We start from the raw sequence: 20,183 nt of genomic DNA, 5'->3' as shown, positions 1-20,183 counted from the left end.
GCGGTGCCTCAGGCGAGCATCGCCAGCGGGTTCTCGACCAGCTCGCGGAACGCCTGCATCAGCTGCGCGCCGTCCGCGCCGTCGATCGCGCGGTGGTCGAAGCTGCCGGTCGCCGACATGATCGACGCGACGCCGAGCGCGCCGTCACCCATGACCCACGGGCGCTTCTCGCCCGCGCCGACCGCCAGGATCATGCCCTGCGGCGGGTTGATGACCGCCTCGAACTGCTTGATGCCGAACATGCCCATGTTGCTGATCGACGCGGTGCCGCCGGTGAATTCCTCCGGCTTCAGCTTCTTGTCGCGGGCGCGGGCGGCAAGGTCCTTCATGCGGGTCGAGATGCTCGACAGCGACGCGGTGTCCGCCTCGGTGATGACCGGCGTGATGAGCCCGTCCGGCGTCGAGACCGCGACCGAGATGTCGGCGCGGCTGAAGCTGATGAGCTGGTCCGGCGTGAACATCACGTTGCACTTCGGCACCTGGACCAGCGAGACGGCCAGCGCCTTGATGAGCAGGTCGTTGACCGACAGCTTCACCCCGCGCGATTCGAGGCCCGCGTTCAGCTCGCCGCGCAGCTTCAGCAGCTTGTCCAGCTGCACGTCGACCGTGAGGTAGATGTGCGGGACCTGCTGCTTCGACTCGGTCAGGCGGCGCGCGATCGTCTTGCGCATGTTGGTGAGCTTGGTCGCCTCGTGCGGGATGTCCGGCACCTGCGCCGGGGCGGGCTGGGGGGCGGGCGTCGCGGCGGGCGCGCCGGCGGCGGCGGTCGGGGCCGGCGCGGCAGCGGCAGGTGCCGTTGCCGGCGCCTTGTCGAGATCGGCCTTGATGATGCGGCCGTTAGGGCCGCTGCCCGTCACGCCCGACAGGTCGATGCCCTTGTCGGCGGCGAGGCGGCGGGCGAGCGGGCTGGCCTTCACGCGGTCACCGGCCTGGCGTGCCGGCGTCTGGGCCGGGGCGGGCTTGGGATCGGCGGGCCTGCCGTGGTCGCGGACGTCCTCCTTGGCGGGCTGCGCCTCGGTGCCGGTCTTGTTCGGGTCGGCGGGCGAGGGCTTGGGCTCGCTCTCCTTTGCCGCCGGCGCGGGCGTGCTCTCGCCGGCTTCCTCGCCGTCGGCGAGCAGCAGCGCGATCACGGTGCCGACCTTCACGCCGTCAGAACCCTCGGCGACGGTGATCCTGGAGATGACGCCCTCGTCGACCGCCTCGAACTCCATCGTGGCCTTGTCGGTCTCGATCTCGGCCATGATGTCGCCGGCCTTGACCTCATCGCCTTCCTTCACGAGCCATTTGGCCAGCGTGCCCTCCTCCATCGTCGGCGACAGGGCAGGCATCTTGATTTCGATCGGCATCGTGATCCTCGAGAGGCTCGTGGGACAGTCGATCGTCCTCTTGCGGACGCACGCCCTACGGTCAAGCCCGCGACCGGCGCGCGACATGGTTGTTAACGCACGATGCTTGCGCAGCGCCGGGGTGCGCCCGTACACCGGCGCGAAGGCAAGAGGGTCGGCGATGCGCATCTATCTGACAGTCATCGACGACACGCCCGAGGCGCTGATCGCGCTGCGCTTCGCGGCGCGGCGCGCGGTGAAGACCGGGGGCGGGGTCGAGATCCTCGCGCTGCTGCCGCCGCAGGAGTTCATCGCGTTCGGCGGCGTCCAGGCGACGATCGAGGACGAGCAGCAGCGCCATGCCGAGGGGCTGGTGGCGCGCGCGGCGGGCACGCTGCTGGAGGAATCGGGTGTGCGCCCGTCGATCACGGTGCGCAGCGGCGACGGCCCGAAGGTGATCCGCGCGATGATCGCCGACAATCCGCAGATCGCCGCGCTGGTGCTGGGCGCCGCCGCGGTGGGCGCGCCCGGCGCGCTGGTCAGCCACTTCGCGGCCGATGCCGGCTCGCTGCCGGTCCCGCTGATGATCGTACCGGGCAGCCTGTCGACGGAGGCGATCGACCGGTTGAGCTGACGCGCAAGTGCTTGAGTACGGGCGTGTCCGCCGTCACAACGGCGCGATGAACCATCGCCTGCTGCTCGCCCCGTCGCTCATCCTGGCCCCGCTGCTCCTGTCCACTCCCGTCGCCGCGCAGGAGGCGCCGTCGCAGGCGCGGCAACGCGCGACGGTCGAGAAGCTGGTCTCGTTCGGGACGCGCCACTCGCTGTCGTCGGCGACCGACCCCCGGCGCGGGATCGGCGCGGCGCGCGCCTGGGTGGCGGGCGAGTTCGCGAAATTGTCGCGCACCTGCGGCGGGTGCATCGCGACCGAGCGGCTGTCGCGGCGCTTCGTCGGCCCGCGCGCGCCGAACGGGGTCGTCATTGAGGACGTGCTGGGCATCCAGAAGGGCAGCGACCCCAACCGCTACGTCATCGTCGGCGCGCATATCGACAGCCGCGTGACCGACGTGATGAACGCCACCAGCGACGCGCCGGGCGCCAACGACGACGCCAGCGGCGTCGCACTGGTGCTGGAGGCGGCGCGGCTGCTGTCGCCGCGCACGTTCGCGGCCAACATCGTCTATGTCGCCTTCTCCGGCGAGGAACAGGGGCTGTGGGGCGCCACGTTGCTGGCCGAGACCGCGAAGGCCCGCGGCTGGCAGGTCGATGCGATGCTGAACAACGACATCGTCGGCAACACGCTGGGGCAGGGCGGGGTGACGATCGACGGCTATGTCCGCGTCTTCTCCGAAGGGATCCGCAGCAGCGAGTCGCTGGTCGAGGCGACCGAGCGGCGCGGCGTCGGCGGCGAGGACGACGGCCCCAGCCGCGCGCTGGCCAAGGCGATCGACGGCATCGCCGACACCATCCCCGGCGGGTTCGGGGTGTTCGTCGACCGCCGCCCCGACCGCTTCGGGCGCGGCGGCGACCACGAACCGTTCCTCCGCCAAGGCTATCCGGCGGTGCGCTTCTCGGTGGCGGCGGAAAACTGGGACCGCCAGCACCAGGACGTGCGCACCGAGAACGGGCGGGTGTTCGCCGACACGATCGAGGGCATGGACTTCGCGTACCTGGCCAAGGTGACCGCGATCAACGTCGCGACGATCGCGCGGCTGGCGGCGGCCCCCGCCGCGCCGCCGGTCGCGTCGATCTCCGGCGCCTTGTCCTATGATACCAAGGTGACGTGGACGCCGGTGCCGGGCGCGGCACGCTACAAGGTATATTGGCGGCGCGCGGACGAGACGGCCTGGACGCAGTCGCGCGACGCCACCGGCACGACGCTGGACGTGGCCGGCGTGCCGGTGGACGACCATTTCTTCGGCGTCGCCGCGGTGGGCGCGGACGGGGCGGAGAGCCTCGTCACGTTCGCGGGGCGGGAGAAGCGGTAGGCCTCTTGCGCCGGGCTGATCACCAGCACCGTTCGCGCTGAGCCTGTCGAAGCACGTGCCCCGCGGCACGCCCTTCGACAGGCTCAGGGCGAACGGTTGCGGTTGGTCCATCCGCCGAGACGGGTGAGACGCCGGTCACAGCCGCGTGGCGAGCAGGTCCATGAGCGCCTCGCAGCCGCGCGCATCCTCGTCGTCGAAGCGGGCGGGCGACGGACTGTCGAGGTCGAGGACGCCGATCAGCGCGCCGTGGCGGACGATCGGCACCACCAGTTCCGAACGGCTCGCCGCGTCGCAGGCGATATGGCCGGGGAAGGCGTGGACGTCGGCGACCAGTTGCGTGCGGCGTTCGGCCGCCGCGGTGCCGCACACGCCCTTGCCGAGCGGGATACGGATGCACGCCGCCTTGCCCTGGAACGGCCCGAGCACCAGCTCGCCGCCCACCAGCCGGTAGAAGCCGGACCAGTTCAGGTCCGGGAGGTATTGCGCGATCAGCGCGGCGGCATTGGCCATGTTGGCGACGGCATCGCGCTCGCCCGCGGTCAGCGCGTCGAGCGCGCCCAGCAGTTCCCGGTACAGCGCCGATTTCGATTCGGCCTCGATTTGAAAGTCATACATGCGCGCCGAAGTAGGCGCTGCGCCCGCGCTGCGCCAGAGGGAGCATGAAGCGCGACGAGTTGAGGTTAGGATTCTGGTAAATCTAGTAAACAGGAAGTAACCCGTATCCTCGGAGCGGATCCTAGAGTATTGATGATCTTAACGCAAATAAAGCATAGCCGTTAGATTATATTAGGATTTTGCAGCTAATTATGTCTCTACAGCGCGGCACCGGCCGTGCCGGTCGTCAACAGCGTTCGTAAGGAGCCGTGGTTCCGGAACGTCAGCAACGCCAGGGACAGTGATGAACAAGATCGTGATATCCGGCGCCATGATCCTGGCCGCCTCCACCGCCTATGCCGCGACCAGCCCGGTCCGGATCGTGAAGACGCTGACCAAGACCGTGACCGTCATCACGGCGCCGGCGAAGTCGTTCGTCAGCGGCATCGTGCCCAAGGCGGTCGCGGCGAAGGCTGCGGCGGTGATCGAGCCGGTGAAGGGTGCGATCAGCACCGGCCTGCTGCCCGGACAGGGCCAGCTGGCGAAGGTCGCCTCCAACTTCAACACCTCGCCGCTGCTCGTACCGTCGTGGGGCAGCGGCGACATCCCGGCGAGCGGCCGCCCCGACGTGGTCGGCGCATTCCGCTTCATCTGCAGTCCCGGACAGGTCCGCCGCGACGATCCGCTGGTCTTTCCGGGGCAGCCGGGCAAGTCGCACCTGCACCAGTTCTTCGGCAACACCGGCACCAACGCCTTCTCGACCTACGAAAGCCTGCGCACGTCGGGCGACAGCACCTGCAACAACATGCTGAACCGGTCCGCTTACTGGATCCCGGCGATGCTGGACGGCAAGGGCAAGGTCGTGCGGCCGGACTATGTCTCGATCTATTACAAGCGCCGGCCGGAATCGGACCCCGAATGCCAGCGCGAGGCCAAGGCGTGCGTCGCGCTGCCGCGCGGACTTCGCTTCATCTTCGGCTACAACATGGCGACCGACGTCGCTGGCGGGCATTTCTACTTCAACTGCGACGGGCCGACCGCGACCCCGGGGCATTATCCGGATATCGTGACCGCGGCCAAGAACTGCCCGGTCGGCAACCGCCTGGGCGCGATCGTCGCGGGGCCGGACTGCTGGGACGGCAAGAACCTGGACAGTGCCGACCACCGCAGCCACATGGCGAACGGCTATTACAACATGGAAGGCCGCTACGGCTGCCCGGCCTCGCACCCCTATCTCGTGCCGCAGTTCACGCTGGGCGCCTGGTACGAGGTCGACGGGAACCTCGACACGTCGGGTGAGTGGGCGCCGGGCAAGTCGACGTGGTCGCTGTCGTCCGACACGATGCCCGGGATGCCGGTGAAGCGTCCGGGGAGCACCTTCCACGCCGACTGGGTGGGCGCCTGGGACGACGACGTGATGAACATGTGGATCGACAATTGCATCAACAAGCTGCTGAATTGCAGCGGCGGCGACCTGGGCAACGGCAAGCAGCTGAAGGTGATGCCGGGCTTCAGCTGGACCGCGCAGCCGCGGCTGGTGGACATTCCCGCCGCCTGATCCCCGGCGATCCGGCAGGGCGAACGGACCCGGTCGCACCGATGGTGCGGCCGGGTTCGCGCCGTTATGGACGGACGCATGGCCCGTATCCCCGTCACCCGCTCGATCAGCATCGACACCGACCTGATCGAGGAGAGCTTCACCCGCTCCGGCGGGGCGGGTGGGCAGCATGTGAACACGACCGACTCGGCGGTGCTGCTGCGCTTCGACGTCGCCGCGTCCGACCTGCCCGAGCGGGTCAAGCTGCGGCTCGCCGAACTGGCGGGGACGCGCCTGACGCGCGAGGGGGTGCTGACGCTGCGCGCGGAGGGATCACGCTCGCAGCACATGAACCGCGCCGAGGTGCGCGAACGGTTGCTGGCGCTGCTGCGCGAGGCGACGATCGTCCAGGCCAAGCGCCGCGCGACCAAGCCGACGAAGGCGTCGCAGGTGCGGCGGGTGGATGCGAAGAAGGGGCGATCGGCGGTGAAGACGGGGCGGAGGAAGCCAAGTTTCGACTGACACGGGTCGTTCGTCCCACACCAGCGCAGGACCCGACGTCACCGTTCGCGCTGAGCCTGTCGGGGCGCGTGTCCCAAGCGCTCTGCCTCGCCCACGTGCTTCGACGGGCTTAGCACGAAGGGGGCGGTGGCGGCGCCGGGGTTCAGGCCGGCTGGTCGAAGCCGAGCGCCGCGAACCGCCCGGGCCAGGGCGCTTCGGCGGTGACGTCCGCCTTGCCCTCGCGCGGGACGGTGAGCGCGATCGCGTGAAGCATCATGCCGCCGGGGTGCGCGGATCCATAGACCGGGTCGCCGGTGACGGGCGTGCCGAGCCCCTCCAGCGCGTGGACGCGGATCTGGTGGGTGCGCCCGGTCGCGGGGCGGAACTCGACCAGCGAGCGGCCGTCGCGGATCGCCAGCACGCGCCAGTCGGTGCGTGCCGCCTTGCCGCGCGGATCGCGGGTCATCCGCCAGCCGGCCTCCGCGGTCGAGACCTTGCCGAGCGGCAGGTCGATCGTGCCTTCCGTTCCCTGCGGCAGGCCGTCGAGGACCGCGACATAGCGTTTGCCGACGCGTCCGGCCTCGAACGCCTGCTGGAACCGCGCATGCGCCTTGGGGTTGCGCGACAGGAGCAGGCACCCGCTGGTGTCGCGGTCGAGCCGATGTACCGCGACCGGCCAGCGCCGGAACCCGAAGGTGAGCGAGGACAGGTGATTGTCGAGGCTGAGCCCGCCGGCGCGCGGCGGATCGACGGGCAGCCCCTCGGGCTTGTCGATTACCAGTGCCTCGCCATCGAGGAAGAGAACACGCTCACCCAACATGGCGCGGCTCTTGCCAGACGGCATCGCGCATGGCCAGAGGGCGCGGTGCGTTCCTTTTCCCTCATCGCCGCGCTGGCGGTCGTCGTCGCGACCCCGGTTCAGGCGCAATTGTGCGACGGTCGCCGCGCGCCGAGTGCCGCGGACGGGCGGATGCTGGGACACCTGCCGTATGGCGATGCCGCCCCCGACGCGCTGGTGGCGGTACCGGCCGGGCTGGCGGTGAACGGCTGCCTGCTGCGGCGCGAGGTGGTGCCCGACCTGCAACGCCTGATCGAGGCGGCCGCGCGCGATCCGGCGGCAGGCGGGCAGATCCTGGCGCTGTCGTGCCACCGTTCGATCGCGTATCAGGAGGCGGTGTTCTGTCGCGAGGGGCAGGCGGATGCGGCGCAGCGCGCGCTGTCGGTCGCGCCGCCCGGGCATAGCGAGCATGCGACCGGCTTCGCGCTCGACGTCGCGTTCCGGCCGCGACGCAACGACTGCCCGGATGCCGAGGCGTGCGTGGCGGCGACGCCGGCCTTCCGGTGGCTGGTGAAGAATGCGGCGCGCTACGGCTTCGAGATGTCGTTCCCGGCCGGCAACCGCCAGCGGGTGAAGTGGGAGCCGTGGCACTGGCGCTGGGTCGGCACGCGCGCGACGGCACCGGGCGCGGCGCGCGCGCGGGCGTTGTTCGCCACCGCGCGGGCGCGATTTCCCGCGGTGCCGGCGGTGCCCGCCGATCCGGTCGTCGTGCGGGGCGTCGTGCCGCCGCCGGTCTATATGGGGCCGATGGCGCCGCCGGAATGTCGCAAGGGCAAGTGCAAGGTGGCGCGCGCGACGCGGCGGTAGGAAACCGGCCGGCTGACAAGCACGTCACCCCGGCAAAGGCCGGGGTGACGGGTAAGGAACGGGGTGTTCGGGAAGGTCTGACCTTATCCCTTCAGCTTGGCCGCGGTTTCCGCGATCCGCTTGCCCTGATAGCGCGCGCCGTCCAGTTCGACCGCGCTCGGCTGGCGGCTGCCGTCGCCATCGGCGAGCGTGCTGGCGCCGTACGGCGTGCCGCCCTTGACCTCGTCCAGGCCCATCTGACCCTGATAGCCATAGTCGAGCCCGACGATCGTCATGCCGTGGTGGAGCAGGTTGGTCAGGATCGAGAACAGCGTCGTTTCCTGCCCGCCGTGCTGGCTGGCCGTCGAGGTGAAGGCACCGCCGACCTTGCCGATCAGCGCGCCCTTCATCCACAACCCGCCGGTGGTGTCCCAGAACGCGGCCATCTGGCTGGGCATCCGGCCGTAGCGGGTCGGCGCGCCGACGATGATCGCGTCATAGTTCGCCAGCGCATCGGGGCCCTCGATCTCGGGATGCGCGGTGTCGGTCTTGAAGTGCGCCGCGGCGACGACCTCGGGGGGCGCGGTCTCCCTGACGCGGCGGATGTCGACGTCGGCGCCGCCGCTGCGCGCACCCTCGGCGATCGCATCGGCCATCTGCTCGATATGGCCGTAGGACGAGTAATAGAGAACGAGAACCTTGGTCATCACGGTATCTCCCTTGCGTGAAGTCAGTTGGCGTCGACGAGCACCAGTTCGGCCTCGTCGATCGCGGTGATGGTGACGGTGCGACCGCCCTGGATCGCGGCGCCATCGCGCGCGTCGAAGCGCTGGCCGTCGATCGTGATCGCGCCGGTGGCGGGAACGAGATAGGCGTGGCGGCCATCGCCCACGGTGTGGGTCAGCGTCTCGCCCGCCGCCAGCGTCGCCGCCAGCACGCGCGCCTCGGCACGGATCGGCAGCGCGGCCGTGGCGCCGCTCACGTCGTCGTCGAAGCCGCTCGCCAACGTCACGAAACCGCCCGACCGATCGCTCTTCGGAAAGGGCTTGGCACCCCAGCTCGGCGCGCCGCCGCTGCGGGTCGGCTCGATCCAGATCTGGAAGATCGTCGTCGGCTCGGATTCGAGATTGTATTCGGCGTGGCGGACGCCCGATCCGGCGCTCATCACCTGCACGTCGCCGGCCTCGGTGCGGCCGGTGTTGCCGAGCGAGTCCTGGTGCGTGATCGCGCCTTTGCGGACGTAGGTGATGATCTCCATGTCACGATGCGGATGCGGGGGAAAGCCGCTGTTCGGTGCGATCGTATCGTCGTTCCAGACCCGGATCGCGCCCCAGCCCATCCGTGCCGGATCGTAATAGCTGGCGAACGAGAAATGGTGGCGCGCGTCGAGCCAGCCGTGGTTGGCGTGGCCAAGCGTGTCGAACGCGCGGCGTTCGATGCCGGTGGCGTCGGTGCGGTCGAGAGTGGCGGTGTCGGTCATGAGGAACCTCCGTTTCATTGCCGCCAAGCTAGGATGCGCCGCGTCGCTCCAAAACAGAAACGATTGAAACGGATCGTTTCGAGCGGTACGTAAACTACCATGCGGCTCCCCGATCTCGAGGCCTGGGCGATCTTCGCGGCGGTGGCCGAGCATCGCTCGTTCAGCGGCGCGGCGGATGCGATCGGGTTGAGCAAGGCGACGGTATCCAAGGCGGTGTCGCGGCTGGAAGCGCATCTGGGCGTGTCGCTGTTCCATCGCACCTCGCGGCGACTGGCGCTGACCGAGGCGGGCGTGCCGCTGGCCGACCATGCGGCGCGGATCGTGGCGGAGGCGCATGCCGCCGAGGAAGCGGCGCGGGACGGCGCGACGCTGCCGAGCGGGCGGGTGCGGCTGGCGGCGCCGATGAGCTTCGGGGTGAAGAACGTCGCGCCGCTCGTCGCAGAGTTCCTGGCCAGGCACCCGCAGATCGAGATCGAGCTGCATCTGTCCGACGCGCGGGTCGATATCGTCGCGGAAGGGTTCGACGTCGCGCTGCGCATCGCCGACCTGCCTGACAGTTCGCTGCGCGCGCGGCGCCTGTGCTCGATCGCGGCGCACATCGTCGCCGCGCCGTCGTATCTGGCGGCGCACGGCACGCCGACGCACGCCGCGCAGCTCGGCGAGCATCGGCTGCTGGGCTATACCAACGTCACCGGGCCGTGGCGCTTCCGCGGCCCGGAGGGCGCCGAAGTGTCGGTGCGTGCCGCCGGTCCGCTGGCGGCCAACAGCGGCGATGCGCTGGTCGCCGCGTTGGAGGCGGGGCTGGGGATCGCGCGGCTGCCCGGCTTCATCGTCGGCGATGCGCTGGCCGCGGGGCGGATCGTCGAGATCCTGCACGATTGGGCGCCGGCGCCGATCGGGCTGCACCTGCTCACTCCGCCCAGCGCGCTCCGCCCGGCGCGGGTCGACGCGCTGATTGCGTTTGTGAGCGAGCGGTTGCGGGACTGACGCTTGCGTTCGCCCGCGGGGGCGCCATGATGCGAAAAAAAAGGGGATCAAGAGCATGATATCGTTCGCCGGCCTTCGCGCCGCAGCCTTTGTCGCGTCGCTGACCGCGGCAGTACCGGCGTTCGCCGACACCAGCGTCATTACCGCGGCGCGCATGCTGGATGTCGAGAAGGGGGCGATCGTCGCCGATCCGGCGATCACCGTCACCGACGGGCGGATCGTGTCGGTGGCGACGCGCGGCGGCGGCACGGTGCCGGCGGGGGCGAAGCGCATCGACCTGGGCGACGTCACGCTGGTGCCGGGCCTGATCGACATGCACGTCCACCTGACGTCGCTGGCCGAGATCGGCGGGTACAAGACGTTCAAATACACCGACAGCTTCTGGGGTGCGGTGGGCGTCGCGAATGCGCTGAAGACGCTGCGCGCGGGGTTCACCACGGTGCGCAACGTCGGCGCAGCGGACTTTCAGGACGTCGGGATCAAGGAAGCGATCGACGGCGGCTGGCTGGTCGGCCCGCGGATCGTGCCGGCCGGCTATGCGATCGGTGCGACCGGCGGGCATTGCGACGACAATGCGTTGCCCCCGTCGTGGGACAAGAAGCTGCCGTCGGTGGTGAACACGCCGGAGGAGGCACGCGCCAAGGTGCGCTGGCTGCACAAATACGGCGCGGAGGTCATCAAGATCTGCGCGACCGGCGGCGTGTTCTCGCTGGGCGATTCGGTCGGCGGGCAGCAGTTGAGCGAGGAGGAGATGCGCGCGATCGCCGACGAGGCGCATATGCTGCATATGAAGGTCGCGGCGCACGCGCACGGCGACGAGGGGATCAAGGCGGCGATCCGCGCCGGGATCGACACGATCGAGCATGCCAGCCTGGCATCGGACGAGGCGATGAAGCTGGCCGTCGAGCACAAGACGTGGTTCGACATGGATATCTATAACGACGACTATATCCTGGCGACCGGCACCGCCAACGGCACCGAGCAGGAGAGCCTCGACAAGGAGAAGGCGATCGGGCTGAAGCAGCGCCAGACCTTCCAGCGCGCGTTCCGGATGGGCGTGCCGATGACCTTCGGCACCGACGCGGGCGTCTATCCGCACGGCGGCAACGCCCGGCAGTTCGCCAAGATGGTGGAATGGGGGATGACCCCGCTCCAGGCGATCCGCGCCGCGACGGTCAGCGCGGCGCAGGCGCTGGGGCGCGAAGGCGATGTCGGCGCGATCGCAGTCGGCCGCTACGGCGACATGGTGGCGGTGGCGGGCGATCCGTTGCGCGACGTGACGGTGCTGGAGCGTCCGGTCGCGGTGGTGAAGGGCGGCGTGAAGGTCGATTGAACCCGGCGGCGGGGTCGGGCGTCTCGCCGGGGAAGGAGAGACGCATGACCGACAACGCCATGACCGACGACGACAGGGACCAGATCGCCAAGGACTTCGCCGACGCGGTCAACATGGCGCCGGCCGAGCTGGAGAGGTTCCTCGACAGCGACGACAGCAAGCGCGTCGGCTGGAAGGGCGAGGACGGCAAGGGCAAGGGCGAGAGCGTCGGCCATCAATCGGGGCGGCGGATCGTCGAGATCAAGCGCAAGAAGAAGGCCGAGCTGAACGACGACGATTACGCGCACATGAAAAAGGTGGTCGGCTACGTCCACCGCCATCTCGCACAGGGCGGACCGGCGAAGGACAAGGACCATTCCGACTGGCGCTACTCGCTGATGAACTGGGGGCACGATCCGTTGAAGTGAGCGGCGGGGGCGCGGATCGCGTCGTGCGCGGGCATCCGCGCGCGCACCTCGCGTCCCACCAGCACCAGCGCGGCGGTCATGAAGAACGCGCCGACGAACGCGCCGCCGGTCAGGTGGAGCAGGAAGGTGGCGTAGGAGAGCAGTGACCCGACCTGCGCCAGCCCCGCGATCCACGCCGCGCGGCGGGTCGGGCGCAGCAGGAGGTAGGCGAAGGCGAGCACGTCGGCCATGAAGAAATAGCGGTTGTGCATCTTCGGCAGCAGGTACGGCACCACCATCGCGCCCGCCAGCGCAGCGAGCACGACATCCGCCGGGCAGCCCAGGTGGCGATGCGTGCGCCACGCGACCGCGATCGTCGCGGCGGCGGCGGCGGCGAGCCCGACCGCCACCCCGATCGGATAGGGGATGGCGACCAGCGCGCGCAGGATCTGCCAGATGTTGGGCACGGAGCGCGCGAGATCATGATAATGGTGCCCCTGCGCGAGATAGAGCGTGGCCAGCTCGGCGGCGGGGCGGCCCGCGGCCCAGGCGGGCAGCATCGCCGCGGCATAGGTCGCCGGCATGATCGCCAGCATCCACCAGCGCGCCCGCCCCGCCAGCACCATGGCCAGCACGAGCGGCGCGATGAACACCGCCTGCAGCTTGAAGGAAAGCGCCGCGCCGACCGCCGCCATCGCGAGCGCCGGGCGCTGCCCGACGAACGCGGCCACGGCCAGCACCGCGAAGGCGGTGTAGAGCGCGTCGCACTGCCCCCATGCCGGGCCGTTGGCGACGACGGTCGGCACGACCAGCGTCAGCGCCGCGCCGGAGAGCGCCTGTCGGCGTGCCAGCCGGGTCGCGAGCAGCGCGTTCATCGCGGCGGCCAGCAGCACGGTGCCGACGATCGATACCAGCTTGATCGCGGGAACGATGCCGATCGCCGGTACGGCCCAGCTGCCGAGCGACAGGAGGTAGAGATAGGGCGGGGCGTATTCGGAGAAATCGTCGCCCAGTGCCGCGAAGCGCCCGTGGTCGAGCAGATATCGCGTCCACGGAATCAGGTAGTTGCGCACGTCGCCGTTCAGGAACGGCACGCAGGCGGCATAGAGCAGGGCGACCGCGGCCAACAGCACGGCAAGTTCGCGCGCGCGCAGGTGCGGCGCGCGCGCCAGGACGTCGGGCATTCGGTCTTCCGCTAATTCATGTCAGTCAGGCCCGCTCGTAAACGGTTGCAGGGCGAGGGCAAGCGGGCTGCTATACGCCGTGGCGATTGACCGACCGGCCGAGCGTGCGTATAGCGCGCCGGTCCGGGCGGAGGCGACTCCGCCGGGCAGCTTGAACATTGCTGGATGCATCAAGGGCCATCCGGTGGTCGCCTGCGGGCGGCTCCGCGGTCCTTTTCGTATTCCAAGTCTGTGTTTTAGGGCTCCAGCAAAGTAACCTATCAGAAAGGTGAAGGCTTCAATGCCGACGATCAACCAGCTGGTCCGCAAGGGCCGCGACCCGCAGAAGGCCAAGAGCAAGGTCCCTGCGATGGAGCAGAACCCGCAGAAGCGCGGCGTCTGCACCCGTGTCTATACCACGACCCCGAAGAAGCCGAACTCGGCGCTTCGCAAGGTGGCCAAGGTCCGCCTGACGAACCAGCGCGAAGTCATCAGCTACATCCCGGGCGAAGGCCACAACCTGCAGGAGCACTCGGTGGTGCTGATCCGCGGCGGCCGTGTGCGCGACCTTCCGGGCGTGCGTTACCACGTGCTGCGCGGCGTGCTCGACACGCAGGGCGTCAAGGACCGCAAGCAGTCGCGGTCGAAGTACGGTGCGAAGCGGCCGAAGTAAGTCGCTCCCGTATTCTCACCAGCTGATTGAAAGGTAACAGATCATGGCGCGTCGTCGTCGTCCCGAGAAGCGGGAAATCCTGCCTGATCCCGTGTACGGGGATGAGGTTCTCTCCAAGTTCATGAATTCGGTGATGCTGGACGGCAAGAAGTCCGTCGCGGAAGGCATCGTCTATTCGGCGCTCAACACCGTCGAGACCCGCGCCAAGCGCGAGCCGATCGGCGTGTTCCACGACGCGCTGAACAACATCAAGCCGGGCATCGAAGTCCGCAGCCGCCGCGTCGGCGGTGCGACCTATCAGGTGCCGGTCGAGGTTCGTCCGGAGCGTGCGCAGGCGCTGGCGATCCGCTGGCTGATCTCGGCGGCGCGCGCGCGCAGCGAGAACACGATGTCGGCGCGGCTGTCGGGCGAACTGCTCGACGCGTCGAACAACCGCGGCAACGCGGTGAAGAAGCGCGAGGACACGCACCGCATGGCGGAAGCGAACCGCGCCTTCTCGCACTACCGCTGGTAACACCGGCGATGCGGACGCGGCCTGTCTTGGAAGCGTCTCAAATCTGACCTATATCGTGGGGAGCCGGCCGACGCGCTGCGCTCCCCACATCGTTAAGGAAGCCCGATCATGGCCCGCAGCCATCCGCTCGAACTCTACCGCAATATCGGCATCATGGCGCATATCGACGCCGGCAAGACGACGACCACCGAGCGTATCCTTTACTACACCGGCAAGTCCTACAAGATCGGCGAAGTGCACGAAGGCACCGCCACGATGGACTGGATGGAGCAGGAGCAGGAGCGCGGGATCACGATCACGTCGGCTGCCACCACCTGCAAGTGGAAGGCCGAAGAGGGCAAGGGCCCCGAGCATCTGATCAACATCATCGACACGCCGGGCCACGTCGACTTCACGATCGAGGTCGAGCGTTCGCTGCGCGTGCTCGACGGCGCGGTCGCGTGCTTCGACGGCGTCGCGGGCGTGGAGCCGCAGTCGGAAACCGTGTGGCGTCAGGCCGACAAGTACGGCGTGCCGCGCATGTGCTTCGTCAACAAGCTCGACCGCACCGGCGCCGATTTCTATTTCTGCGTGCAGTCGATCATCGATCGCCTCGGCGCGAAGCCGGCCGTTCTGTATCTCCCGATCGGCATCGAGGGCGGCTTCAAGGGCCTGGTCGACCTGGTCGAGAACCGCGCGATCATCTGGCTCGAAGAGTCGCTGGGCGCGAAGTTCGAATACCAGCCGATCCCCGACGACATGGTCGAGAAGGCGGCGAAGTATCGCAACGACCTGATCGAGCTCGCCGTCGAGCAGGACGACGAGGCGATGGAGGCGTATCTGGAGGGCAACGAGCCCGACACCGCCACGCTGAAGAAGCTGATCCGCAAGGGCACGCTGAACATGGCGTTCGTGCCGGTCGTCTGCGGCTCGGCGTTCAAGAACAAGGGCGTGCAGCCGCTGCTCGACGCGGTCGTCGACTTCCTGCCGAGCCCGCTCGACGTGCCGGCGATCAAGGGCGTGAAGCTGGACGGCGAGACGCCGGACGAGCGCCCGTCGTCGGACGAGGCGCCGTTCTCGGCGCTGGCGTTCAAGATCATGAACGACCCGTTCGTCGGCTCGCTGACCTTCGCGCGCATCTATTCGGGTGTCCTGACCAAGGGCGGCTACCTGAACTCGGTGAAGGACAAGAAGGAGAAGATCGGTCGTATGCTCCTCATGCACGCGAACTCGCGTGAGGACATCGAAGAGGCGCGCGCGGGCGACATCGTCGCGATCGCGGGCCTGAAGGAAACGACGACCGGCGACACGCTCTGCGATCCGGCGCACCCAATCATCCTGGAGCGCATGGAATTCCCGGAGCCGGTGATCGAGCTGTCGGTGGAGCCGAAGACCAAGGCCGACCAGGAGAAGATGGGCATCGCGCTCAACCGCCTGGCCGCCGAGGATCCCTCGTTCCGCGTGTCGACCGATCACGAATCGGGCCAGACGATCATCAAGGGGATGGGCGAGCTCCACCTCGAGATCCTCGTCGACCGCATGAAGCGCGAGTTCAAGGTCGAGGCGAACGTCGGTGCGCCGCAGGTGGCGTATCGCGAATACCTCAAGAAGCCGGTCGACATCGACTACACGCACAAGAAGCAGTCGGGCGGCACCGGCCAGTTCGGTCGTGTGAAGGTGAAGCTGACGCCGGGCGAGCGCGGCGCTGGCATCATCTTCAAGGACGAGATCAAGGGCGGCAACATCCCGCGCGAGTATATCCCGGCGATCGAAAAGGGCTTCCGCGAGACCGCGGCGACGGGTTCGCTGGTCGGCTTCCCGATCATCGACTTCGAGATCACGCTGTATGACGGCGCGTACCACGACGTCGACTCGTCGGCGCTGGCGTTCGAAATCACCGCGCGCGGTGCGATGCGCGAAGGCGCGCAGAAGGCCGGCATCACGCTGCTCGAGCCGGTGATGAAGGTCGAGGTCGTGACGCCGGAGGATTACCTCGGCGACGTGATCGGCGACATGAACAGCCGCCGTGGCCAGATCCAGGGCACCGACACGCGCGGCAACGCGCAGGCGGTGACCGCGATGGTCCCGCTGGCGAACATGTTCGGCTATGTGAACTCGCTCCGCTCGTTCACGCAGGGCCGTGCCAGCTACTCGATGCAGTTCTCGCACTATGACGAAGTGCCGCAGAACGTCGCGGACGAGGTGAAGGCCAAGCTCGCGTAATCGCACGGTGCCCGGCGTGCCGGGCGCCGAGACGATGCGGACCGGCCGGCCTCGGGCTCGCCCGAGGTCCGACGACGGCGGATTTCCTCCGCCGTCGGCCCCCGCCGAACAGGGCAGGGGTTTGCACAACGGTTAAACAGCCGCTATGGGGCCGCCTTCACGCGAGTCCTCGTGCGGCTTGCATGTGAAATCCAGAAGGTAGGGAAACAATGGCCAAGGCTAAGTTTGAGCGGACCAAGCCGCACCTGAACATCGGCACCATCGGTCACGTCGACCATGGCAAGACCTCGCTGACCGCAGCGATCACCAAGGTGCTGGCGGAGAACGTCGCGGGCAACGCCGCGGTCGACTTCGCGAACATCGACAAGGCGCCGGAAGAGCGCGAGCGCGGCATCACCATCTCGACCGCGCACGTCGAGTACGAGACCGCCAACCGTCACTATGCGCACGTCGACTGCCCGGGTCACGCCGACTATGTGAAGAACATGATCACCGGCGCGGCGCAGATGGACGGCGCGATCCTGGTCGTGTCGGCCACCGACGGCCCGATGCCGCAGACCCGCGAGCACATCCTGCTCGCCCGCCAGGTCGGCGTGCCGGCGATGGTGGTGTTCATGAACAAGGTCGACCTGGTCGACGACGAGGAAATCCTCGAGCTGGTCGAGCTGGAAGTCCGCGAGCTGCTGAGCTCGTACGAGTTCCCGGGCGACGACATTCCGATCATCAAGGGCTCGGCGACCTGCGCGCTGTCGGGTTCGGACCAGAAGCTCGGCACCGATGCGGTGATGGAGCTGATGAAGGCGGTCGACGAGTACATCCCGCAGCCGGAGCGTCCGCTGGACAAGCCGTTCATGATGCCGATCGAAGACGTTTTCTCGATCTCGGGTCGCGGCACCGTGGTGACCGGCCGTGTCGAGACCGGCATCATCAAGGTCGGTGAGGAAGTCGAGATCGTCGGCATCCACCCGACCGTCCGCAAGACCACCGTCACCGGCGTGGAAATGTTCCGCAAGCTGCTCGATCAGGGCCAGGCGGGCGACAACGTCGGCGCGCTGATCCGCGGCGTCGCCCGTGACGAGGTCGAGCGTGGCCAGGTGCTCTGCAAGCCGGGCTCGATCAAGCCGCACACCGACTTCTCGTCGGAAGTGTACGTGCTGTCGAAGGACGAGGGTGGCCGTCACACGCCGTTCTTCGCCAACTATCGTCCGCAGTTCTACTTCCGCACGACCGACGTGACCGGCACCGTCGAGCTGCCCGAGGGCACCGAGATGGTCATGCCGGGCGACAACGTCGCGCTGGGCATCAAGCTGATCGCCCCGATCGCGATGGACGTCGGCCAGCGCTTCACCATCCGCGAGGGTGGCCGTACCGTCGGCGCGGGCGTCGTCAGCGCGATCTCCAAGTAAGCGTCACGGACCGCGCGAGCGGTCCGGTACGACAGGGTTCCGCCCGGTGCGCCGAAAAGGTGCGCCGGGCGGTTGCCTTTTTATGAGGGCGGCCGTAATGCCGCCCCTTCGGTTTTCGGTTCGAGAACAGCAAGAGGTGCTCCTGATTCGGCACGCCGGTTCGCGGCAGGTCGGAGAGGGCAGGGCCCCGCTCTTTCGCATTGGTAGGGACTATGGACAGCAACATCCGCATTCGCCTGAAGGCGTTCGATCATCGCGTGCTCGATCAGGCGACCGGCGACATCGCCGACACCGCGCGCCGCACCGGCGCACTTATCCGTGGTCCCATCCCGCTCCCGACGCGCATCGAGAAGTTCACGGTCAACCGTGGACCGCACATCGACAAGAAGTCGCGCGAGCAGTTCGAGGTCCGCACCTACAAGCGGATGCTCGACATCGTCCAGCCGACCCCGCAGACCGTCGACGCGCTGATGAAGCTCGACCTGGCGGCCGGTGTTGACGTCGAGATCAAGCTGGCGTAATCGGCCGGCTCCCGCGGTTGACGTGAGTCCCGCGGGTTTGTCGTTTCGCTTATCGCACGAAACGGACGAGCTGCTCGCGAAGCGGGCGCTCCGACGACCATGAGATACCGCCGGTCGCCTTCGGGTGATCGGGTCCAGCGTCTCCCGTCTGCCCCTCGGTATCGAGGGGCGCCCAGCCCGGGACGGGGGCACGCTTCGCTATTCCGGGCCGGACTGATCCGCGGTGCAAGCCGCGGGTCGCAAGCACCCTGGGGATGGGCTTCAGGGTGCCTCTGTCAAGGAGCAAGGGATCATGCGTACTGGCGTGATCGCGAAGAAAATGGGGATGACCCGCCTGTTCCAGGACGACGGCCGCCACGTGCCGGTCACCGTCCTGCAGATCGAGGCGCTTCAGGTCGTCGCCCGTCGCGAGAATGACCGGGACGGCTATACCGCCGTCCAGCTTGGTGCAGGTGTCGCCAAGGCCAAGAACGTCGCCAAGCCGCAGCGCGGCCACTTCGGCAAGGCCGAGGTCGAGCCGAAGGCGATCGTTCACGAATTCCGCGTGAGCGAAGAGAACCTCCTCGACGTCGGCGCCGAACTGTCGGCGGACCATTATGTCGCCGGCCAGCTGGTCGACATCCAGGGCCGCACGCAGGGCAAGGGCTTTGCCGGCGCGATGAAGCGCTGGAACTTCGGCGGTCTGCGCGCCACGCACGGCGTGTCGGTCAGCCACCGTTCGCATGGTTCGACGGGTAACCGTCAGGATCCGGGCCGCGTCTTCAAGAACAAGAAGATGGCGGGCCACATGGGCGACAAGAACCGAACGCAGCAGAACCTCGAGATCGTCGGTACCGACGTCGAGCGTGGCCTGATCTTCGTGAAGGGTTCGGTCCCCGGCTCCAAGGGCGGCTGGCTGTTCGTCAAGGACGCGGTCAAGCAGCCCCGGCATGACAGCGCGCCGTTCCCGGCGTCGATCAAGGCCGCCAACAACAATGTTTCCGCAGAGCCTGCTCCGGCAGCTGCCGAGAGCCAGGAGGGCTAAGAAGTGAAGGTCAAGGTTTCTTCCTTCGCCGGCACCGACGCGGCGGATATCGAGCTCAACGACGAGGTCTTCGGCCTCGATCCGCGCGCCGACATCCTGCACCGCGTCGTGACCTGGCAGCTCGAGAAGCGTCGCGCCACCGCGCGCGGCACCCGCGAGCGTTCGGATGTCGCACGGTCGGGCAAGAAGCTCGGTCGTCAGAAGGGCGGCGGCGTCGCCCGTCACGGCGATCGTCGCGCACCGGTGTTCATCGGCGGCGGCAAGGCGCACGGCGCCCGCGTCCGCGATTTCAATCCGGGCCTGAACAAGAAGATCCGCGCGCTGGGCCTGAAGATGGCGCTCAGCAGCCACGCCAAGGCGGGGTCGCTGATCGTCCTGGAGGGCTTCGAGGTCGCCAAGACCAAGGAGCTGAAGGGTCATTTCGCGGGGCTCAACACGGGCAAGCGTACGCTAGTGATCGACGGCGAGGCGGGCGAGGGCTTCCGCGCGGGTCGCAACCTGCCGGGCGTGAACCTGCTCCCTGCCGTGGGCGCCAACGTCTACGATATCATCAAGGCTGACACGCTGGTGCTGACGCGCGCGGCGGTCGAGAAGCTGGAGGCGCGCTTCAATGGCTAAGCCGGCAAAGGCGATCGACAACCGTCATTACGACGTGATTGTCGCGCCGCACATCACCGAGAAGGCGACCCTGCTCTCCGAGCAGAACGCGGTGGTCTTCAAGGTCGCCAACAAGGCGACCAAGCCCGAGATTAAGGCGGCCGTGGAAGCGCTGTTCGACGTCAGCGTCGTCGGCGTGAACACGATCGTCCAGAAGGGCAAGACCAAGCGCTGGAAGGGTGCGCCCTACCGTCGCTCCGACATGAAGAAGGCGATCGTGACGCTCCGCGAGGGGCAGTCGATCGACGTCACCGAGGGGGCCAAGTAA

At 68.3% G+C, this 20,183-nt stretch carries 22 protein-coding genes; 16 read left to right on the top strand and 6 right to left on the bottom strand.

Features of this window, described 5'->3' with window-relative positions; all coding sequences use genetic code 11:
• Positions 1–8: 8 nt before the first annotated feature.
• Positions 9–1,346, bottom strand: a complete 1,338-nt coding sequence (locus tag J2Y58_RS03825) for a pyruvate dehydrogenase complex dihydrolipoamide acetyltransferase (RefSeq protein ID WP_310098904.1) — start codon at positions 1,344–1,346, stop codon at positions 9–11.
• A 160-nt stretch (positions 1,347–1,506) separates the two neighbouring features.
• Between J2Y58_RS03825 and J2Y58_RS03820 the strand changes: the two genes are divergently transcribed.
• Positions 1,507–1,959, top strand: coding sequence for a universal stress protein (locus tag J2Y58_RS03820; protein ID WP_310098901.1), 453 nt, complete (start codon positions 1,507–1,509; stop codon positions 1,957–1,959).
• Positions 1,960–2,005: 46 nt separating this feature from the next.
• A complete protein-coding gene (locus J2Y58_RS03815; protein ID WP_310098898.1) occupies positions 2,006–3,313 on the top strand; it encodes a M20/M25/M40 family metallo-hydrolase in 1,308 nt (435 codons plus the stop codon).
• Between the two features lie 135 nt (positions 3,314–3,448).
• Here the strand turns inward: J2Y58_RS03815 and J2Y58_RS03810 are convergent, their stop codons facing one another.
• Positions 3,449–3,928, bottom strand: coding sequence for a GAF domain-containing protein (locus J2Y58_RS03810; RefSeq protein WP_310098895.1), 480 nt, complete (start codon positions 3,926–3,928; stop codon positions 3,449–3,451).
• 283 nt (positions 3,929–4,211) lie between these two features.
• Between J2Y58_RS03810 and J2Y58_RS03805 the strand changes: the two genes are divergently transcribed.
• The gene (locus J2Y58_RS03805) at positions 4,212–5,465 is read left to right on the top strand and encodes a DUF1996 domain-containing protein (RefSeq protein ID WP_310098892.1); all 1,254 of its coding nucleotides are present in this window, start codon (positions 4,212–4,214) and stop codon (positions 5,463–5,465) included.
• A gap of 78 nt (positions 5,466–5,543) precedes the next feature.
• Positions 5,544–5,966, top strand: a complete 423-nt coding sequence (gene arfB, locus J2Y58_RS03800) for an alternative ribosome rescue aminoacyl-tRNA hydrolase ArfB (RefSeq protein WP_310098888.1) — start codon at positions 5,544–5,546, stop codon at positions 5,964–5,966.
• Between the two features lie 142 nt (positions 5,967–6,108).
• On the opposite strand, the gene J2Y58_RS03795 is transcribed toward arfB, so the two are convergent.
• Positions 6,109–6,765 (bottom strand): RNA pseudouridine synthase, encoded by a 657-nt coding sequence (locus J2Y58_RS03795; RefSeq protein WP_310098885.1) that lies wholly within the window; start codon positions 6,763–6,765, stop codon positions 6,109–6,111.
• A gap of 45 nt (positions 6,766–6,810) precedes the next feature.
• Between J2Y58_RS03795 and J2Y58_RS03790 the strand changes: the two genes are divergently transcribed.
• A complete protein-coding gene (locus J2Y58_RS03790) occupies positions 6,811–7,590 on the top strand; it encodes a M15 family metallopeptidase (RefSeq protein WP_310098882.1) in 780 nt (259 codons plus the stop codon).
• Between the two features lie 83 nt (positions 7,591–7,673).
• Here J2Y58_RS03790 and wrbA read toward each other — a convergent pair whose 3' ends face one another.
• Positions 7,674–8,276: an NAD(P)H:quinone oxidoreductase gene (wrbA, locus tag J2Y58_RS03785; protein ID WP_310098879.1), complete on the bottom strand. Its 603-nt coding sequence runs from the start codon at positions 8,274–8,276 to the stop codon at positions 7,674–7,676.
• Positions 8,277–8,299: 23 nt separating this feature from the next.
• Positions 8,300–9,049, bottom strand: a complete 750-nt coding sequence (locus J2Y58_RS03780) for a pirin family protein (RefSeq protein WP_310098876.1) — start codon at positions 9,047–9,049, stop codon at positions 8,300–8,302.
• A 99-nt stretch (positions 9,050–9,148) separates the two neighbouring features.
• On the opposite strand from J2Y58_RS03780, the gene J2Y58_RS03775 reads away from it, so the two are divergent.
• The 3 genes from J2Y58_RS03775 to J2Y58_RS03765 are packed head-to-tail and all read left to right on the top strand — an operon-like array spanning position 9,149 to position 11,776.
• The gene (locus J2Y58_RS03775) at positions 9,149–10,036 is read left to right on the top strand and encodes a LysR family transcriptional regulator (RefSeq protein WP_310098872.1); all 888 of its coding nucleotides are present in this window, start codon (positions 9,149–9,151) and stop codon (positions 10,034–10,036) included.
• Positions 10,037–10,091: 55 nt separating this feature from the next.
• Positions 10,092–11,369, top strand: coding sequence for an amidohydrolase family protein (locus J2Y58_RS03770; protein WP_310098868.1), 1,278 nt, complete (start codon positions 10,092–10,094; stop codon positions 11,367–11,369).
• 44 nt (positions 11,370–11,413) lie between these two features.
• Positions 11,414–11,776 carry a DUF3140 domain-containing protein gene (locus tag J2Y58_RS03765; RefSeq protein WP_310098865.1) on the top strand — a complete coding sequence of 121 codons (363 nt, stop codon included), beginning with the start codon at positions 11,414–11,416 and terminating at the stop codon, positions 11,774–11,776.
• On the opposite strand, the gene J2Y58_RS03760 is transcribed toward J2Y58_RS03765, so the two are convergent.
• A complete protein-coding gene (locus tag J2Y58_RS03760) occupies positions 11,737–12,939 on the bottom strand; it encodes a hypothetical protein (RefSeq protein WP_310098863.1) in 1,203 nt (400 codons plus the stop codon). The genes J2Y58_RS03765 and J2Y58_RS03760 overlap by 40 nt on opposite strands.
• A 280-nt stretch (positions 12,940–13,219) precedes the next feature.
• Between J2Y58_RS03760 and rpsL the strand changes: the two genes are divergently transcribed.
• From rpsL to J2Y58_RS03720, 8 genes are all read left to right on the top strand, one after another.
• Positions 13,220–13,591, top strand: a complete 372-nt coding sequence (gene rpsL / locus J2Y58_RS03755; protein ID WP_022691828.1) for a 30S ribosomal protein S12 — start codon at positions 13,220–13,222, stop codon at positions 13,589–13,591.
• A gap of 43 nt (positions 13,592–13,634) precedes the next feature.
• Positions 13,635–14,105, top strand: coding sequence for a 30S ribosomal protein S7 (gene rpsG / locus J2Y58_RS03750; RefSeq protein WP_058754871.1), 471 nt, complete (start codon positions 13,635–13,637; stop codon positions 14,103–14,105).
• A 108-nt stretch (positions 14,106–14,213) separates the two neighbouring features.
• Positions 14,214–16,307 carry an elongation factor G gene (gene fusA, locus J2Y58_RS03745; protein ID WP_310098851.1) on the top strand — a complete coding sequence of 698 codons (2,094 nt, stop codon included), beginning with the start codon at positions 14,214–14,216 and terminating at the stop codon, positions 16,305–16,307.
• Between the two features lie 209 nt (positions 16,308–16,516).
• On the top strand, positions 16,517–17,713 hold the full coding sequence (tuf, locus tag J2Y58_RS03740) for an elongation factor Tu (protein WP_310098848.1): 1,197 nt from the start codon (positions 16,517–16,519) through the stop codon (positions 17,711–17,713).
• Positions 17,714–17,925: 212 nt separating this feature from the next.
• Positions 17,926–18,234: a 30S ribosomal protein S10 gene (gene rpsJ / locus J2Y58_RS03735; RefSeq protein WP_007406109.1), complete on the top strand. Its 309-nt coding sequence runs from the start codon at positions 17,926–17,928 to the stop codon at positions 18,232–18,234.
• Positions 18,235–18,526: 292 nt separating this feature from the next.
• Positions 18,527–19,258, top strand: coding sequence for a 50S ribosomal protein L3 (rplC, locus tag J2Y58_RS03730; protein WP_310098845.1), 732 nt, complete (start codon positions 18,527–18,529; stop codon positions 19,256–19,258).
• A gap of 3 nt (positions 19,259–19,261) precedes the next feature.
• The gene (gene rplD, locus J2Y58_RS03725) at positions 19,262–19,876 is read left to right on the top strand and encodes a 50S ribosomal protein L4 (protein ID WP_310098842.1); all 615 of its coding nucleotides are present in this window, start codon (positions 19,262–19,264) and stop codon (positions 19,874–19,876) included.
• On the top strand, positions 19,869–20,183 hold the full coding sequence (locus J2Y58_RS03720; protein ID WP_310098839.1) for a 50S ribosomal protein L23: 315 nt from the start codon (positions 19,869–19,871) through the stop codon (positions 20,181–20,183). Before rplD ends, J2Y58_RS03720 begins: the two co-directional genes overlap by 8 nt.

It is taken from the genome of Sphingomonas sp. BE138 (genome assembly GCF_031456125.1).
In the GTDB taxonomy this organism is placed as follows: domain Bacteria; phylum Pseudomonadota; class Alphaproteobacteria; order Sphingomonadales; family Sphingomonadaceae; genus Sphingomonas.
This window is presented reverse-complemented; position numbering and strand designations above follow the sequence as displayed.

Coding starts and splice junctions, on each gene's coding strand:
- J2Y58_RS03805 (WP_310098892.1), top strand. CDS start 4,212: ATGAACAAGATCGTGATATCCGGCGCCATGATCCTGGCCGCCTCCACC.
- J2Y58_RS03765 (WP_310098865.1), top strand. CDS start 11,414: ATGACCGACAACGCCATGACCGACGACGACAGGGACCAGATCGCCAAG.
- J2Y58_RS03760 (WP_310098863.1), bottom strand. CDS start 12,939: ATGCCCGACGTCCTGGCGCGCGCGCCGCACCTGCGCGCGCGCGAACTT.
- J2Y58_RS03815 (WP_310098898.1), top strand. CDS start 2,006: ATGAACCATCGCCTGCTGCTCGCCCCGTCGCTCATCCTGGCCCCGCTG.
- rpsL (WP_022691828.1), top strand. CDS start 13,220: ATGCCGACGATCAACCAGCTGGTCCGCAAGGGCCGCGACCCGCAGAAG.
- J2Y58_RS03780 (WP_310098876.1), bottom strand. CDS start 9,049: ATGACCGACACCGCCACTCTCGACCGCACCGACGCCACCGGCATCGAA.
- J2Y58_RS03775 (WP_310098872.1), top strand. CDS start 9,149: ATGCGGCTCCCCGATCTCGAGGCCTGGGCGATCTTCGCGGCGGTGGCC.
- J2Y58_RS03810 (WP_310098895.1), bottom strand. CDS start 3,928: ATGTATGACTTTCAAATCGAGGCCGAATCGAAATCGGCGCTGTACCGG.
- arfB (WP_310098888.1), top strand. CDS start 5,544: ATGGCCCGTATCCCCGTCACCCGCTCGATCAGCATCGACACCGACCTG.
- J2Y58_RS03795 (WP_310098885.1), bottom strand. CDS start 6,765: ATGTTGGGTGAGCGTGTTCTCTTCCTCGATGGCGAGGCACTGGTAATC.
- tuf (WP_310098848.1), top strand. CDS start 16,517: ATGGCCAAGGCTAAGTTTGAGCGGACCAAGCCGCACCTGAACATCGGC.
- J2Y58_RS03825 (WP_310098904.1), bottom strand. CDS start 1,346: ATGCCGATCGAAATCAAGATGCCTGCCCTGTCGCCGACGATGGAGGAG.
- fusA (WP_310098851.1), top strand. CDS start 14,214: ATGGCCCGCAGCCATCCGCTCGAACTCTACCGCAATATCGGCATCATG.
- rplC (WP_310098845.1), top strand. CDS start 18,527: ATGCGTACTGGCGTGATCGCGAAGAAAATGGGGATGACCCGCCTGTTC.
- J2Y58_RS03820 (WP_310098901.1), top strand. CDS start 1,507: ATGCGCATCTATCTGACAGTCATCGACGACACGCCCGAGGCGCTGATC.
- wrbA (WP_310098879.1), bottom strand. CDS start 8,276: ATGACCAAGGTTCTCGTTCTCTATTACTCGTCCTACGGCCATATCGAG.
- J2Y58_RS03720 (WP_310098839.1), top strand. CDS start 19,869: ATGGCTAAGCCGGCAAAGGCGATCGACAACCGTCATTACGACGTGATT.
- rpsJ (WP_007406109.1), top strand. CDS start 17,926: ATGGACAGCAACATCCGCATTCGCCTGAAGGCGTTCGATCATCGCGTG.
- rpsG (WP_058754871.1), top strand. CDS start 13,635: ATGGCGCGTCGTCGTCGTCCCGAGAAGCGGGAAATCCTGCCTGATCCC.
- J2Y58_RS03770 (WP_310098868.1), top strand. CDS start 10,092: ATGATATCGTTCGCCGGCCTTCGCGCCGCAGCCTTTGTCGCGTCGCTG.